We start from the raw sequence: 17,300 nt of genomic DNA, 5'->3' as shown, positions 1-17,300 counted from the left end.
TAGAAGTATACAGCAATACAAATATTTGACAGAAAAGATACTGAATTGTATAATGAGGACTAATTGTAATTACATATAAAGTGGGAGAAGATAATATGGTAACATGTAAAAATTTATTTGAAAATAAAAATATTGAAATTATAGAATCCAAAGGTGACGTTAAAGTTATAGAATACAAAAAAGACTTAAGTGTAACTACTGCAAATGCAATGGCTGCATATTTTGCTTCAGAAATGAATGTTAGAAAGAGACAAGTCTTAATTGAGTTAAAAGGAAATGCATATACGATTAGTGCAGGGGCAATGCAATGGACAGCAGGAAGTGTTAAGATGTCAGCTGATGTTAAAGGAATTGGTGATTTACTTGGAAAAGCCATATCTTCTAAAGTTACAAAAGAATCTACAATTAAACCTAAATATCAAGGAGACGGCTTATTAATGTTAGAGCCTACATATAAGTACATTTTAATTGAAGATGTTTCAAAATGGGATGGAATGGTGCTAGATGATGGGCTTTTTCTTGCTTGTGAATCGAAGGTTCAACAAAAAATTGTAGCTAGAACTAACATTTCTTCAGCAGTGCTTGGAAAAGAAGGATTATTTAATTTGTGCCTTAAAGGAGAAGGAATTGCTGTTTTAGAAAGTCCGGTTCCAAGAGATGAACTTATAGAATTTGTATTAGATAATGATGAGGTTAGAATTGATGGAAACTTTGCAATTGCTTGGTCTAACACATTGGACTTTAGAGTTGAAAAGTCTAGTAAAAGCCTAATTGGATCAGCTGTTTCAGGTGAAGGTTTTGTTAATGTATATCGTGGAACAGGAAAAATACTCATGGCTCCTATAGCATAAACAAGTTTAGATTTGGAGTTATGCAGCGACTCACTTTATAGTGTTGGATAATACATCTTAAAGTTTAGAGTTGCCCATAAAAGTAGTTTTTGTGTTTAGAAATATTTTTAGAGTATATAAAAACAAATAATAGTAATGTCTAAAAAGACTATATTAAAAGATTAAAAAAATTAATCTTTTATAATATAGTCTTTTATATTATAAAAGAATTATATTTTTACTGATTTGTTATTAAATATCTAAAAATGTTAAAAAAAACATAAAAATACATATAATACAGAAAAGTTATGATTTAATTATTGTCAAAAAAAATATGTTATAGTAGAATTATAGGGAAAAATAAAAATGATAGGGGTAAATAATGAGAAGTATTAAATCTAAAATTTTAAAAGTTATGATTTTATGTATAGTTATAGTTGCGCTTTTGATGGGAATAATTTCATCATTAGTAAGCTATATTTCTACAATGAATTCATTAAAACAAGTAATGGGACAAACTGCAAAAATAGCAGCTCAAGATGTCTCAGAAAGATTAAATAATTATAAGACTATTGTAAGTGAATTAGCACAAAATGATGCTTTTCAGGGGGAAACAATTGATAGTACAACTGTTTCTAAAGTACTAAAAGATGTTGCAAGTCGTAATAATCTTATAAGAGCGGGCTATGTAGATGTTTCTGGTATGAGTTTTGATGGATATGATTTATCAGATAGATCATATTTTAAAGACTGTAAAAGCACATTAAAACCAGCTATCTCTGATATTCTTGTAGATAAAAGTACAAATGACTTAATTATTGTATTTGCGGCACCAGTTATAAAGAATGGTAAATTTGCAGGAATTGTAAGTATAACCAATTCAGCTAGTTTGTTAAGTGATATTACTAATACGATAAAAGTTGGTAAGACAGGTCAAAGTTATGCTATAAATAAAAATGGAAATCTTATAGCAGATGAGAATGTAGATTTAGTTTTTAAAGGGTATAATGCCATAAATGAATCTAAAAATGATTCTTCTCTTAAATCAATTGCAGGTATTGAATCAAAAATGATTAAAGGGGAAAGTGGATTTACCACATATGGAATTGCTTTAAATGAAAAAATGGTAGCTTATGAGCCTATTCCAGATACTGATGGTTGGAGTTTAGCAGTTACTAGTAAAACATATGAATTTTTAATGGGCACTATTATTGGAATTGTAATTATGGTGATTGCAGCACTTATAATAATTGCTTTAGCAATTAGAGTAGTTGTTAAAATGGCAGATTCCATTTCAGAACCTATAAAATTGTTTGCAAATAGACTTGAATTATTAGCACAAGGTGATTTAACAACAGAGGTTCCAATTATAAATACAGATGATGAAACAGCTATTCTTGCAGAAGCAACAAGAAATACAGTGAATGATTTGAGGGAAGTTATCGAAGATGTTTCTCATAGCCTTGGAGAGATGTCGAAGAAGAATTTTAATATTACACTAGAGCGTGAGTATAAAGGTGAATTTGTGGGTATAAAAGATTCTATTATCAATATTGTAGATTCCTTAAATGAGGTATTTAGTGAAATTAAAGAAGCAACTAATCAAGTAAATAGTGGTGCACAACAAGTTACAGAAGGATCGCAAAGTTTGTCTCAAGGAGCAACAGATCAAGCAAGTTCAATAGAAGAACTTTCAGTAGCAATGGATGAAATAAATAGACAAGTACAGAATACAGCTCAAAATGCAACTAATACGAATGAAGTTGGAATTAAATTGCTTCAAAGGATAGAAGATAGTAATAAACAAATGAATGAAATGTTAAATGCTATGAATGATATTGAAAAATCAGCTAAAGATATTAATAACATAATACAAACTATTGATGATATAGCAGAACAAACAAATTTACTTGCATTAAATGCAGCAATAGAATCTGCAAGAGCAGGAGATGCAGGAAAAGGATTTGGAGTTGTAGCGGAAGAAGTTAGGATGCTTGCAGAACAATGCTCAGAAGCAGTAAAGCAAACAGGTCAGCTTATTCAATCTTCAATAAATGCTGTAAATAAGGGTAAAGAATTATCAGATATTACAGCTAAATCTTTAATATATGTAGTGGACGATGTAAAACAAACAACTCAATTAGTATCTAATATAAGTGCAGCATCTGAAGAACAAGCTCAATCTATTGAACAAATAAATGGAGGCGTAAATCAGATATCAGATGTTGTTCAAGCAAATTCAGCAACAGCAGAAGAAAGTGCTGCAGTAAGTGAAGAATTAACAGCACAGGTAGAAACATTAAATTCAATGATACAAAAGTTTAACCTTAGATAACATACATAAATAACCTGGATTTAAGTTATAAACAACCGAAATAGAGGTCATGCAAAAGCATGACCTCTATTTCAAGTTTTGTATATATATTTAAAATAAATGATAATAAATGTAATTTAAGGTACATTCAATAAAACATAATGTTATAACATTTTGGTAATGTATATGATTAGTCCTAAATAGGCATTCTAAAAAAATCATGATTGATTATGAAGTTTTCTAGTAGTACTTAAGAAGTATATATATAAGATATCAAAAATGGAACAGAATATTCCGAGAGCAAGAATTAATTTATTTCCAACAATTATACCATATAAAATTGTAGGTGATAGAGTACCAATCCACTTATTAATTGCGATTGTTAGATTTTGACCTTTTGTATCAGTTCTAGTAATGAGCATATGAATAAAAAGAATGGACATTACTAAATTTTGAAGAAAAGCAGAGTATAATTTACCTAGATCTTTGAATTCTACAACAAAATAATACTGAAGCACAAAAGACATAAAAAATATAAGTATAGTCCAAGGAACAAAATATTTTTTGCTTGTATATTTTGGAAAGTACTTCTTGCCATATATTAAGTAGGTTAATACAACAGCAGTATCTAATATGAGCCAAATTAGAGTAATATAATTCTGAATATTTTCAGGGGTATAAGTAAATCCAAGGTAGCAGTATAGTACTTCCCAAGAAAAGTTTAGTGCTAATGCAATAAATGGCATTCCATAAGTCTCATTTTTAAATCCCACATAGATCAATTCAATATAAACGATTGACCAACAAATTCCACTTAATAATAGAAATAATACCATGAAAAATTCCCCCCTTTTTTTATTAAGAATAATATATATATTGAAAATTGAAATCTACATTAAAACTAAGTACTATCTCAATAAATCCATGAATAAATCATTTTGCAATATATATATATGTTTAATTAGAGTATTAATATACAATATTCAGAGATAAACAAGACTAGACTTTTATTTGATTGAATAATTAAAATATTTTTGATAATAATATTTATAATAATAGTTAATATAAATAATTGCCTTTAGGCACATGAAAATAAATAACAAGTCCAATTTGCCATGGATATTTTTCATCAGGCAAGGAGGTGAATTGCCCTCATAGCGGGTCTATTAGGTCAATTTGCTAATGAGCAGATAAGTGAAAGTCCAAATCTACGATTTGGTGTGAATCGCTTACTGAGTGAGCGAATACGAGTCGAGATTCCCTTGATGGGAAATAGGCTGACAAATGGACTTGTTATTTTTGAAATGTGCCTTATTAGAAAGGAGAACGTTTATGTTAAAGGAATTTAAGGAATTTGCCATAAAAGGTAATGTAATAGATTTGGCTGTTGGTGTTGTTATAGGAGGAGCATTTAGCAAAATAGTTAGTTCTTTAGTAAATGATGTGATAATGCCTATAACAGGTGTATTAACAGGTGGTGTTAATTTTACATATTTAAAGGTTGTTATTAAAGAACCTACAGAGACTTTTCCGGAAATTACAATCAATTATGGTAATTTCATTCAAAATATTATTGATTTTTTAATTGTCTCATTTTCTATTTTTTTATTTATTAAATTGATAAATAAGCTTAAAAAAGAAAATCCATCAAAGGAAAAATCAGAGCAGCCTGCTGATATTGTATTGCTTAAGGAAATAAGAGATTTGTTAAAGCAGAAGCGAGGATAAATAAGGCACATGATAATGTACATTTATAATAATGTATTAGTTTGCATTTATTGTTAATGGGTATTGTGCAAAATAGATATATTTATCTATGTATTATTTTTGTTTTCACATAAAGCAGTTTAGTTTTATGTATATTATTAAAATTAATGATAAAACTAATATTACTAAAGTGATACTTAAATAAATTATAATATGGATTTTTGCAAGAATCACTTAAATTAAAAAAACTAAAATATATCAAAATAATTAAAAATTAAAGGAGAGAGTACAATGAATGATGATGAAATAGTATGTAATTGCATGAGTGTTACAGTGAAAGATATAAAGGATGCCATAGCAAATGGTGCTAAATCATTTGAAGATGTTCAATCTGCTACTGGTGCTGGAACTGCTTGTGGTGGTTGTGTTGATGATGTTCAATCATTAGTTAATAAATTATTAGAAAAATAGTAATCTGATTATAAACATGTGAACATTAATTTATATGTAAAAGTACTTTATAAGATAGAATTTCATTAAATTATCTATCTTATAAAGTACTTTTTATTATTAAAGATATTTTAGTGATTTAGTTAATTTTTTATTCCAATATTATATTTAATTTTAATAATTATTATCAACGATTTCATCTATATTTAGACAATCTATTAATTTGGTTATAACTTTTGGTTATTATAACTAAAAGAAAGGATATTACCAAATTGTTATATTATTTGCTATAATTTTTATTAATTTGAAATTAAGGAGAGGAGATTATGAAAGATTATTACCTATGAATAGATTGTTTTAAATAACAGTAATTCATGTTAGATTACTTATTTGTAATTATTTTAAATGATTATAAAATAGAAGAATTAAAAATCATAGAAGGTGTTTTGTATGAAAATAAAAAAAATTATAAATACTCTTGTTTTAATGTTTATTTGTGTTCTTATAATTCAGATTTTTTTGAGTGTATCAATTACAATACTTTGCGGACAAGCCAATTCTAAAATAGGACTTATTACATCAGTTTTATCTGTAATTTCAGGAATTATATTAAGTTTGTTTTTAAGTAAGCTATTTGAATTATTTACAGGAAGAAGTTTTAAAGAAATGTATTATCGATTTTATTCCTTTGATAAATTGAATGATTTGGACAATTATGATAAAAAGCAACATTAAAAATAGGTTATTTAAATTAAAAGATTACGACAAAAACAATTATAGCAGGAGGAATGTATGAACATTTTTAAGAAAAAGTCAGTAGATAAAATTATGGAAGGGGTGCAAAAGACAGATTTAAAAAAAAATCTTAAAGCTAAAGATATAGCTGCATTTGGTATAGGAGCAGTAGTTGGAGTAGGTATTTTTGTGGCTACAGGAACAGGGGCACATTTAGCAGGTCCAGCGGTAATTATTTCATTTATATTGGCAGGTATAGTCGCTTGCTTGTGTGCATTATGCTATTGCGAACTTTCAACTATGTTCCCAGTTGCAGGAAGTACATATTCTTATACATATATAGTATTTGGTGAAATTGTTGCAATGATAATTGGCTGGTGTCTTACAGCAGAATATTTGGTTGCCTGTAGTGCAGTCGCATCAGGATGGTCAGGTACATTGGTTGGAATATTAAAAACATTGGGAATAACATTACCACTTGCATTTACTGCATCACCAAGTAAAGGTGGAGTAGTAGATTTACCAGCTATATTAATAATTGCAGTTATAATTTATATATTGTATTATGGCATGAAAGAAAGTGCTAGAGTTAATAATATTATAGTAATTGTAAAAATAGCTATAATTATCATATTTGTAGCACTTGGAGTTGGGCATATAGATATATCTAACTATCATCCTTTTGCTCCGTGTGGTTTTGGTGGAATTTTTGCAGCAACAGCAACTTTATTTTTTTCATTTATAGGATTTGATGCAATATCTACAGCAGCAGAAGAAGCTGAAAATCCTAAAAGAGATATCCCTCTTGGGTTAATAATTTGTTTGGTAGTAGTTACGTTAATGTATGTTTCTGTTGCAGTTGTACTTACAGGAATGGTTCCTTATAATGAGATAATTTTAGACAATGCAGTGCCAGGAGCATTAGCAAGAGTAGGAATAAATTGGGGTGCAGCATTAGTGGGGACAGGAGCTATACTTGGAATGGTTTCTACTTTGATGGTGATGCTTTATGGCCAAGTTAGAATATTTATGGTTATGTCTAGAGATGGACTTTTACCTAAGGTATTTTCTAAGATACATTCTGTACATAAAACACCACATATTTCAACTATAATAACTGGAACTATAGCAGCGATTATAGCTGGATTTATACCATTAGATATTATTGTAGAATTTTTAAGTACAGGAACATTATTAGGTTTTATTGCTGTGTCAGTTGCAGTTATAGTACTTAGAAGAACTATGCCAAATTATAAAAGAATTTTTAAAATTCCTGGAGCACCATTTACTCCTATAATAGCTATAGTATGTTGCATAGTTTTATTGTCTCAACTGAAACTGATAACATGGATAGGCTTTACAGTTTGGCTTGTAATAGGACTTATATTATATTTTATTTATGGAAGAAAGCATAGTGTTGTTCAGAATGAAAAAGATATAAATAATTAGATTTATGATAAGATTAAACTTACTAGAGCAATTTAAAGATGAATTTAATTTAGGAATTGAGCAGAGCAGATCATAGTTTTAAAATTTTTAGAATTATAAATCAAAAAAAGAATGATTTACTTAGGGGTGTAAGTCATTCTTTTTAATAGCTTATTATTATTTATAAGGGGAAATAATAATAATACCTTATCGTACAATTGCTATTATACATTATAAAATGCAAAAATGTCAATTATATAACAAAAATGAATTTTAATGGAATAAGTGCGATTTGATTTGAAAATATGACGATATAGAAAAAGAATGACCTATTTATATATAAGCCATTCCTAATATTATAGTTATTTATTATTTATAGGGGAAATAATAATGTTTTAACTATCTTATAAGATTAATATACATCTTTATTATGTCAGTATTATGACAAAAATTAGAATTTATATAATACTATAAAATAATATATAATAAATATTGTCATAAATGAATTAGAGAAAAGTTATTTTATAGGTAAAATTATATTGACAATTAAATTTATAGAGTATATACTAAATTTAAAGAAAAAGATTTTATAAAATTTAATTTTGGTAAATTAATTTCGCGGAATTAGCATATAATATTATATGTACTGTTTTACATGATTAATGAAACAAATAATATTAAAAAATATATAAAATGCTAATATAATAAATAGTTGATATGTATAAAGCATATATTAATACACAGTTGAAATCTTCTTAAAAAATTTCAGCTATATATTTTAAAAGAATAAGTTGGATAAAATTTAATTTATTAAAATATTAATTAAAGGGAGTGTAGTTAATATAAATTTTTACTATTTGTTAGCAAAAAAATGAATGGGCAAGAAGTGAAAATGGAAGAATATAAAGAACAAAAGTTTAACATTCTATGATTTACGTTTAATAAATTTGCTAATGAAGATTTAGAATCTAATGAAGAAATTAGTGAATTTTAATTATTATAACAGTACTATTAAAATTAAAAAGTGATATTGAAAAGCTATTTAAATTAATAAAATAATAATATTAAATTAATAAATAAATTGATTATTAGGAGGATTTATAATGGATGAAAGATATGATATTGCAATAATAGGAAGTGGCCCAGCAGGATTATCAGCTGCATTAAATGCAAAGATAAGAAAGAAAAAATTCATTATATTTGGAAGCAAAGAAATTAGTACTAAATTGACAAGAGCTGAAAAAATTAATAATTACTTAGGCTTCTATGGAAAAAGTGGAGCAGAAATTAGAGATGAGTTTATGAATCATCTAAAAGCTATGGATATAAGTATTACTGAAGAAAGAATTAATAATATATATTCAATGGGAGAGCATTTTGCATTAATGGCAAATGAGAAGATGTATGAAGCAACTTCTGTAATATTAGCTACAGGAGTAAACTTTGGAAAGCCTTTTAAAGGTGAAGAAAAACTTTTAGGGAAGGGCGTAGGATATTGTGCAACTTGTGACGCTCCATTATATAAGAATAAAGTTGTTACAATAATAGCTTATCAGAAAAAGGAAGAAGCTGAAGCAAACTTTTTGGCAACAATAGCATCTAAGGTGTATTACATTCCTATGTATAAAGAAGAAGTTGAGGTTGATCCAGCTATAGAAGTTATTAATGATACTTTAGTTGAAATAGTTGGTGATGATAGAGTAAATAAATTAATATTAAAAAATCAAGAAATAGAAACAGATGGTGTTTTCATCTTAAGAGAAAGTGTATCTCCAGGACAGTTGGTTCCAGGATTAAAAATGGATGGAAATCACGTTGAAGTTGATAGAAAAATGGCAACTAATTTAGATGGATGTTTTGCAGCAGGTGATATAGTTGGTGTGCCTTATCAATATATAAAATCAGCAGGGGAAGGAAATATAGCAGCACTATCAGCTGTAGCTTATGTTGATCAACAAAAAATGAAGTAATTATGGTAAAGAGAAAATAGAGAAAGATTATTATTGAATTTATATTAAGAATATATAAATGATTTATGATAAAAATATATTGTGCAGTTATTTGCATATAGAAATAAGAAGGAGAGATTAAAATGATATATGATTACAAAGTAAAAAATATAAAAGGTGACGAAGTTTCAATTGGCGATTACAAGGGTAAGGTACTTTTAATAGTAAATACAGCTACTGGCTGTGGATTTACTCCTCAATATGAAGGACTTCAAAAAATTTATGATGAATATAAAGACAAGGGATTAGAAATATTAGATTTTCCATCTAATCAATTCTTCGAGCAAGCACCAGGTAGTAATGAGGAAATAGCAAATTTCTGTCAACTTAAATATAATACTACATTTGAAACATTTGCTAAGATAGATGTAAATGGTGAAAATGCATCTGAATTATATAAATTTTTAAAGAAAGAAGCACCAAAAGCTGCTGAAGATTCAGAATCGGAAGGATTGTATAAATTATTATCAGAAAAAGGATTTAATACAACTGGAGATGATATTAAATGGAATTTTACAAAGTTCCTTGTAGATAGAAATGGAAAAGTTGTTGCGAGATTTGCACCAACATATAAGCCAGAAAAGTTAAAAGAAAATATTGAAAATTTACTTCATGAAAAATAATAAGTTATAGGTAAATAACTTATAACTTAAACTTATGTGGGAACTAAATGAAAGAAAGGATGCTCTGTTGTTACGGTTACTAGAGAAACGAGCACTCTTTCTTTCTGTTTTAGAATATATTTTAAAGCATAAATCTAATTCATAATTAGTTTGTTTATATAACAAATTTAAGCAATAGATAACTAATAAGTTGGTCCATTGCTTTTTTCAAATACAAGGAAATTATGATAAATCTAAATATAACTCTAATCTCAAAGTTTTTTATGTATATAACAACTTTGAGGTTTTTTCATATATTAGCCATAGAGAAATAATTAGGACGTGTTTTATTTTGAGTATAATAAGTAAAGTACTTTCCAAAATTTCAATAGAAGGAGGGAGGATAGTTGAAAAAAAGTTTAATAGAATAACAAAAAACTGCGGAAAAGTAAATGCAGAGGTGTTATATAAAATATTAAAGCAAAACTGTAAAAGTGAAATTGGAGAGAAATTTGATTTTGAGCATATTAAGTCTATAAAGGATTTTAAGGAACAAGTTCCATTAACTGACTATGGTTATTATGAAAATTATATAGAAAGAATGGCGAATGGAGAAAAGAATATTTTAATAAGTGATGAGATAGATTATTTTGGACATACATCAGGTACCACAGGAAAGCAGAAGTTAATTCCAGTTACTAAGCGAAGTAGAAAAATTGCTTCAAAGTATATGGCTTTGCTTGTTAATAAATTTTCTTATAACAACTTTAAAGAAAATTGGAATTATGGTAGAGGTCTAATGATAGCTGATATAGTTATGACAACATATACAAAGGCTGGAATTCCAATATGTTCAGCTACTTCTGGAGGGATGAAGGGCATAAAATATATATTACCACATATATATACTTCACCAATTGAAGTTATGAAAATAAAGGATAAGGAAGCAGCATTATATCTCCATTTATTATTTGGATTATTAGAAGTTAGACTCTTATATATAAGTGGAGTTTTTATCTCAAATGTTTTAGACTTATTTAGAGTTTTAGAGAGCAGATATCAAGATTTAATAACAGATATAAGAAAAGGAAGTATAAATAGAAACTTAAATATTGATGAAGACGATAGAAAGAATTTAAATAAGTTTCTTTCTCCTAATGCAGGTAGAGCAAATGAATTGGAAAGTGAATTTAAAAAAGGATTTAAGGGTATAAGTAGGCGAATATGGCCAAGTATGTGTTATATTGCAACTGTAGATGGAGCAAACTTTTCCATATATGATGATAAAGTAAATTATTATACCGATTCATTGCCAATTTATTCTCCTGCTTATGGTTCAACTGAGGCTATGATAGGTATTAATCCATATGTAAAGAAGATAAGGTATGTAATTACTCCAGATACAGTTTTTTATGAATTTATTCTTATTAACGAAGAAAATGAAGAGAGTAAATGTACATTTTGTTTAGATGAACTAAAAGTAGGAGAAAAATACGAAATAGTAGTTACTAATTATGCGGGACTTTATAGATATAGAATTGGTGATGTTATTAAAGTAGTGGATTTTTATAACAATACCCCAGAAGTTGAATTCCTATATAGGAAGAATCAAGTTTTAAATATGGTTGCTGAAAAGACTAATGAGGAGCAGTTAACTAGTGCAATAACAAATACAGTAAAAAAATTAAAATTAAATTTAGTAGACTACACTACAAGGGCAGATAATTCAATTACACCAGGAAGATATATTTTTTATTTTGAATTTAAAAGTAGTTTATCTGGTCATAATATTGGAGTGTTAGAGAAAACACTAGATAGTGAATTAAGAAAATCAAATTTAGCTTATGATAGGGCTAGAAATAATAAGAGATTAGGAATGGTTAAAGTAATACCTTTGTCACCTGGTAATTTTAATTTGATAAAAGAATTTTTGTTTAGCAAAGGAGTATCTAAAAATCAAATTAAGATTCCAAGAGTTATAAATAATAATGCAAATATATTGAATATTATAGATAAGCAGCTTTAAATGTGACTTATGTGATGATGTACTGAAAGAAGCTGTATTTTTTCGGCTACACTTTGGACATTTTTTAACTTCTGCTCTGAGTTCAATAACTTTAACTTTTATTTTTGGTATATTGACAACTTGTTGGATAATATGATTTTCTGGAATTAAATCCTGCAAAGACTCTCCATATATCACATTCATGAACTTGTGTATTTGTATTTCATCAGGATTATGATTTAGTTCAAGTGTAAGTTATTCATGACCTTTTTGGGCACCAGGATTTTTACATGATTTAGTTATTAAACTTTTAGTTTTCTTTGTAAATCCATCTGTTGATGGAGGCTTACTGCTAATATAAAGATATTTTTTTAAAAAGTAGTAATAAAATCAGATTTAAGGTATTTTAATAGCTTAATAGTTATATTGTTTTTATACTTCATACACTATATTGGATAAAATTTCAATATTATTAGCATTAAACGTACACTTTATGGAATAAAAAAAAATTTTGGGAATAAGTAGGATCGTACTATAAATTATTTCCATTTAAGTATAGTTTTGTACGTTTGGTTCTGTAAATATTTACTTTATTTCATTATTATGTAAAAATATAATTGTTAGTAGCTGAATAGTTACTAATGTTAAACTATAATTTTGATTAAGGAGATGTTAACAATGGAAAAATTTACAATGCTTACAGATGCAGAAATGGAGATTATATCTGGAGGTAAGTATTACGGTAATGGCGTTAGCTGTGACGACAATGGATGTACTGTAGATTGGGGTAAAGCTTGGAATTGCGGTGTTAATAGATGGGCTGCAGCAGCTGCTACTGGTGGAAAAGGCGGAGATATTGGTAATTGCTAAACACTTACTTTAATATTTGATGTTGATGAGGGATTGGAGATTTAACTTCTATCCCTTATTAATTTATAATGGGGGAAATCGTGAATGAAAAAGAAAGAGGATGAACAAACAGCAATTAGTCTATTTGATACTTTTAAAAGATTGATTTTGGAGAAAAGTTTACAAGATGACATATATTGCCAGATTATAGAAGTTTTAAATCTTGCAATTAAACGCGTTGCAAATGAAAGCCAAACACCACAACTTGAGGCACGATCAGTATTTCAAAACATTCACACAATATGTTTTGTAGATAAAATAAAATTAAATGCAGAAGAAGCTGATGTTCTCAAGAAGATAGACCAATTCTCACATTCTAAAGGGATTTGGGGAGAAATGAATACTTTGAATATTTCAAATATGTGGCTTGGCAAATAATATTAGTAAGGAAGTAAAATTATATGAAAAAAAGAATGATTTTTGCGGCTACTTTAACACTTATGTGTAGCTTTTTTGTAGGTATTGGAGGTAATGCAGTTCATGTTTATGCAGCTACTCAACCAATATCAAGCGAACCAATAACTTTAAGTCAAACAACAGCTACTATAACAGAATCTGATTATGAGAAGAACATCAAGGGTGTAAATCGAATATCACTAAAAAAATATTTGTCTAAGGTGAATAGTGGCAAAAAGTTTATTGTCTTTATTGGCTTTAAACAGTGCTCACACTGCAGAAAATTTTCTCCTATAATGAATCAGTTCTTAAAAAATGTTAATCAGCCAATATACTATTTAGATTATGGCCCTACTGGTGCATTTAAGAACGCATCACAAGAAGAAAAAAACGATTTTTACAACACTTTCACCAAACCATATAAATTTCTTGGTTCTCCAACAGTTGCTCTTTTTTCAAACGGAAAAGTAGTTTCAATGACAGTTGGTGATGACACTACTCTAGCTGATTTGAATCAACTGGTTAGCGATGGTGAAAAATAACTATCAGTTCTCACTTTCACAGATCAAAAAGCCGTTATTATATACCGGCTTTTTTATTTTATATAATTTCTTATATTTATTAGAGCAAGTATTATTTTGAATAGAGCCTTGAAATGTACAACATATTTTCAGTAGTTAATACTCAATCAAAATCAAATAATATTGACTTTATCATATTAATTCGATCTCTATAATATTTCACCATAAACTACTATTATGTATGAGTATCATACTATAAATACATTTATTTATAGAAAAAGAAGTTGCAAATAATAAATTGACATACATTTTATGGCATAATATTCTAATAATATAATAGCTAAGACGAGGAAGATATATAATTTAAATTGGGATGATATTGGAGGGAAAAGTATGGAAATGAAAAAAAGTTTAAAAATTGTATTTTCAGTTATACTTTCAGATGCAGGAGAAGCAACTCGTTCAATAGAAATTGCAGATGGAATTAGAAGTCTTTGTCCAGAAGATTACGAATTAGATGTGATTTTTTTATCTACAGGAAGTACATTTGAAGAAAAAGTAATTTCAAATGGATTTAAGATTCATAAGTGTTCACCATCACTTCCAGGAGTAGGATTTCGTGAAGATTTTAAAACTACAGAGACTAATATTATAGGAGATGTACAACTTGCAGCTGAATTGTTAAAAGGTGAAATAGATGCATTTGAGGAGTTGAAACCACATATTGTTATTCATGGATTTAATCCTATAGCAGGTCTTGCAAGGAGGATGGTTGAAAAGCCAATACCAGGAATCTGTTATATGCCTACACCCTTCCAAAAAGATGTGTATCTTACTACACTTATGAAAGATGTTCCAGATAATATTAAGTTTTTGACATACCTTCCTTTGTGTTTTCGCAAGGCAATTATGAAATCAATTCCTAAATCTTTAAAGCTAAGAGTTCCAGCTTTTGTACAATCTAATATTATTGAAGCTCTTAAGGAATTTAAGTGGGAGGGGGAACCAGTAAAAACTTTGTTTGATATGCTTAAGGCAGATTTAACAATAATAAATGATTTTGAAGAATTTAATAAAGATCATAAGCTCCCACAAAATTTTAAAGTTGTTGGGCCATTATATGCACCTGCAGCTAATGATGCACAAGTAGATGAGAATATTTTAAAGATTTTTAATCATGAAAATAAAAGATTAAAAATTTTTTGCACTCTTGGGAGTTCTGGGGATAAGGAATATTTATTTGAAGCGATAAAAGCTCTTACACAAGGAATTGGGAAGGAATGGAGAGCTGTAATTTTAGCACCGCCATCTGTATGTCCAATTAATGAAGCAAAAGAATGTGCAGGGGATAGTTCTAATGTTTATATAACAGATAAATTTGTACCAGCACCTTTAGTAAATGGTCTTGGTGATGTAGTTATATCTCACGGTGGTCAAGGAACAGTACAAACTGCTATTGCAAGTTGTACTCCAATTGTTGGGTTTGCAATGCAGCCAGAACAACAAATAAATCTAGATAATGTAGCTATGAGAGGTGCGGGAATACGTATACCGAAGCATAGATGGAATGTAGATAATATACAATCTGCTGTAAAAACTATAATTAAAGAACCTTCATATAAAGAAAATATGAAAGTTTTGGAGAAAGCATTACAATCTACAGATGGAAAGAAAAATTCAGCTCAGGCTATATGGAAATATATATTAGATGAACTATAATATTATTTCAAAGTATAGTATAGAAAACTTATGTTTTAGACTTATGTGATGAACAACTAAAATTATAGATAAGCTTTCGGTCAGTTACCACATAAGTCTATTTTTTATTGATAAAAGTTAATTAATAACTGGTAGATTAATTTTTTTCATATAGCAAACCATTCTTGTTGAAAAAATAGCTACTAATGATATATGTTGAGCAATGTGAGTACCGACTATAGGATATAAACATCATAGTAATAATGAGTCAATAATACCTGCAACACAATAAATATCAGTTTTAAAAATTTCGGGTTTTCTATTGGTAATTATATCTCTAAGCATTCCACCACCAAAACCAGTTATACTTGCAGTAAATAAAAAATGCATTAATAGTGTGTCATCATATCATATATTATCATAAACTGATAAAGAAAAATTGTTTTGGAGGATTCAATTGGAACGTGATAATATTAAGGAAATTGCACTTTTTGAGCATCATTTTTGGTTACAAATTTTAGGCGATCATTCGAGATTTATTTTAAATGCACTTTCACCAAATGAAACATTTTTTATTGATGAAGCTAATAAATTCATTGATATATTTGATAATTTATTAGAAAAATCTAATAATAAAATTTCTGATGAAGATATTTCTAGGTTAAATTATGAATCATATTCTGCTGCAATGAATATTAGAAAATTAAAGTTATCTATTATTGCTAAACATATTGAAGGGAAGATTAATATAAGCCTTCCTCCAACATTTATGAATCATATGGTTAATGAATTGGAAGAATATATTTTTATTTTAAATGATTTAATAAATGGGAAAAAACCTTGTTATAGAGATATTCATCTTCACTTGCTTTGGTTACCTGACGGATCAGGTCATGCTTCAACATTAGCAGATAATTTAGATATGACAGAGAAAAAATTAATTAAAAAAGCAAAAGTATATTCAAAGATGTTTACTAACTTTTACTTAAAGGCAAAAGAATTTAGTGGATATACAAGGACCGGTATTATTGAATTTCCAGCATTGAAAAAACTTGATGCAGATGTTGATGAAGCAATGAATTATTTTAAAGACTTTTTAAAAAAGTTAGAGGAATATATTTTAGAAAAGCAAGTTCTTGGCGTAATATCGCCTTTAACTACTGACCATATGTTTAGAGAAGAATGTTATTATTTAACAAAACTTTCGATGGTTTCGGATACAAAACCACCAGAGTGTGATCCAACAAAACCTAGAATTAAAGTGTAAGAAAAGAATATTAATAAATAACTTGTAATTTAGACTTATGTAATAATTAACCGAAATAATGGGAATTCTTTAGCTCGGTTGCTAGATAATTCAGCTGTGGATTTCTAACAGCAGAAGTTGTCCCATTCTTGCATGCTCCTTAAACAAGTTGAGGACAAGCGAGAATAGAACAACTTCTGCTGAAGAAATCCTACAACTAAATTATCAACGCAACGCTACGCAAAAGAATTCCCCTTATTTCTAGTATGGAAATACATTCTAATTATAAGTTTAATTCTTAAATTGGATATCTATAGAAGATGTGATTAAACAAAATTTTACAATAATCAAATTGTTATAAATTAATATGTTAATTAGCTATTTCTTACATAATTTGTTGCATAAAATAAATTATTTAATAGTTGATTTTTACTTTATATGGTAGTAGTA

At 28.0% G+C, this 17,300-nt stretch carries 16 protein-coding genes; 14 read left to right on the top strand and 2 right to left on the bottom strand.

What is annotated here, in order from left to right:
- Positions 1-95: 95 nt before the first annotated feature.
- Both CLSA_RS18205 and CLSA_RS18200 read left to right on the top strand, forming a co-directional pair.
- Complete coding sequence (locus tag CLSA_RS18205) at positions 96-851, top strand: AIM24 family protein (RefSeq protein WP_022748699.1); 756 nt, start codon at positions 96-98, stop codon at positions 849-851.
- A gap of 361 nt (positions 852-1,212) precedes the next feature.
- Positions 1,213-3,165, top strand: coding sequence for a methyl-accepting chemotaxis protein (locus CLSA_RS18200; protein WP_022748695.1), 1,953 nt, complete (start codon positions 1,213-1,215; stop codon positions 3,163-3,165).
- A gap of 197 nt (positions 3,166-3,362) precedes the next feature.
- Here the strand turns inward: CLSA_RS18200 and CLSA_RS18195 are convergent, their stop codons facing one another.
- Positions 3,363-3,980, bottom strand: coding sequence for a transmembrane-type terpene cyclase (locus CLSA_RS18195; RefSeq protein ID WP_022748692.1), 618 nt, complete (start codon positions 3,978-3,980; stop codon positions 3,363-3,365).
- 496 nt (positions 3,981-4,476) lie between these two features.
- Here CLSA_RS18195 and mscL point away from each other — a divergent pair, with 496 nt between their 5' ends.
- From mscL to CLSA_RS18140, 11 genes are all read left to right on the top strand, one after another.
- Complete coding sequence (gene mscL, locus CLSA_RS18190; RefSeq protein ID WP_022748688.1) at positions 4,477-4,872, top strand: large-conductance mechanosensitive channel protein MscL; 396 nt, start codon at positions 4,477-4,479, stop codon at positions 4,870-4,872.
- 270 nt (positions 4,873-5,142) lie between these two features.
- On the top strand, positions 5,143-5,322 hold the full coding sequence (locus tag CLSA_RS18185; protein ID WP_022748684.1) for a (2Fe-2S)-binding protein: 180 nt from the start codon (positions 5,143-5,145) through the stop codon (positions 5,320-5,322).
- A gap of 429 nt (positions 5,323-5,751) precedes the next feature.
- Positions 5,752-6,036, top strand: coding sequence for a hypothetical protein (locus CLSA_RS18180; RefSeq protein WP_041716353.1), 285 nt, complete (start codon positions 5,752-5,754; stop codon positions 6,034-6,036).
- Between the two features lie 57 nt (positions 6,037-6,093).
- Positions 6,094-7,485: an amino acid permease gene (locus CLSA_RS18175; RefSeq protein WP_022748676.1), complete on the top strand. Its 1,392-nt coding sequence runs from the start codon at positions 6,094-6,096 to the stop codon at positions 7,483-7,485.
- Between the two features lie 1,082 nt (positions 7,486-8,567).
- Positions 8,568-9,434, top strand: coding sequence for an NAD(P)/FAD-dependent oxidoreductase (locus tag CLSA_RS18170; protein WP_022748672.1), 867 nt, complete (start codon positions 8,568-8,570; stop codon positions 9,432-9,434).
- 122 nt (positions 9,435-9,556) lie between these two features.
- The gene (locus tag CLSA_RS18165) at positions 9,557-10,096 is read left to right on the top strand and encodes a glutathione peroxidase (protein WP_022748668.1); all 540 of its coding nucleotides are present in this window, start codon (positions 9,557-9,559) and stop codon (positions 10,094-10,096) included.
- A gap of 331 nt (positions 10,097-10,427) precedes the next feature.
- On the top strand, positions 10,428-12,101 hold the full coding sequence (locus CLSA_RS18160) for a GH3 auxin-responsive promoter family protein (RefSeq protein ID WP_022748665.1): 1,674 nt from the start codon (positions 10,428-10,430) through the stop codon (positions 12,099-12,101).
- Between the two features lie 657 nt (positions 12,102-12,758).
- Entirely contained in the window at positions 12,759-12,950 is a 192-nt protein-coding gene (locus tag CLSA_RS18155; protein WP_022748664.1) for a leucocin A/sakacin P family class II bacteriocin, read from the top strand.
- A gap of 84 nt (positions 12,951-13,034) precedes the next feature.
- Complete coding sequence (locus CLSA_RS18150) at positions 13,035-13,367, top strand: bacteriocin immunity protein (protein WP_022748661.1); 333 nt, start codon at positions 13,035-13,037, stop codon at positions 13,365-13,367.
- A gap of 23 nt (positions 13,368-13,390) precedes the next feature.
- On the top strand, positions 13,391-13,927 hold the full coding sequence (locus CLSA_RS18145) for a PedC/BrcD family bacteriocin maturation disulfide isomerase (RefSeq protein ID WP_022748658.1): 537 nt from the start codon (positions 13,391-13,393) through the stop codon (positions 13,925-13,927).
- 372 nt (positions 13,928-14,299) lie between these two features.
- Positions 14,300-15,625: a glycosyltransferase gene (locus tag CLSA_RS18140; RefSeq protein WP_022748654.1), complete on the top strand. Its 1,326-nt coding sequence runs from the start codon at positions 14,300-14,302 to the stop codon at positions 15,623-15,625.
- Between the two features lie 231 nt (positions 15,626-15,856).
- On the opposite strand, the gene CLSA_RS24145 is transcribed toward CLSA_RS18140, so the two are convergent.
- Positions 15,857-15,994: a TRIC cation channel family protein gene (locus tag CLSA_RS24145; RefSeq protein ID WP_022748651.1), complete on the bottom strand. Its 138-nt coding sequence runs from the start codon at positions 15,992-15,994 to the stop codon at positions 15,857-15,859.
- A gap of 67 nt (positions 15,995-16,061) precedes the next feature.
- On the opposite strand from CLSA_RS24145, the gene CLSA_RS18130 reads away from it, so the two are divergent.
- A complete protein-coding gene (locus CLSA_RS18130; RefSeq protein ID WP_022748647.1) occupies positions 16,062-16,871 on the top strand; it encodes a DUF2935 domain-containing protein in 810 nt (269 codons plus the stop codon).
- Positions 16,872-17,300 lie beyond the last annotated feature (429 nt).

Origin of the sequence: Clostridium saccharobutylicum DSM 13864, from assembly GCF_000473995.1 — a bacterium.
Taxonomy (GTDB): Bacteria; Bacillota; Clostridia; order Clostridiales; family Clostridiaceae; genus Clostridium; species Clostridium saccharobutylicum.
This window is presented reverse-complemented; position numbering and strand designations above follow the sequence as displayed.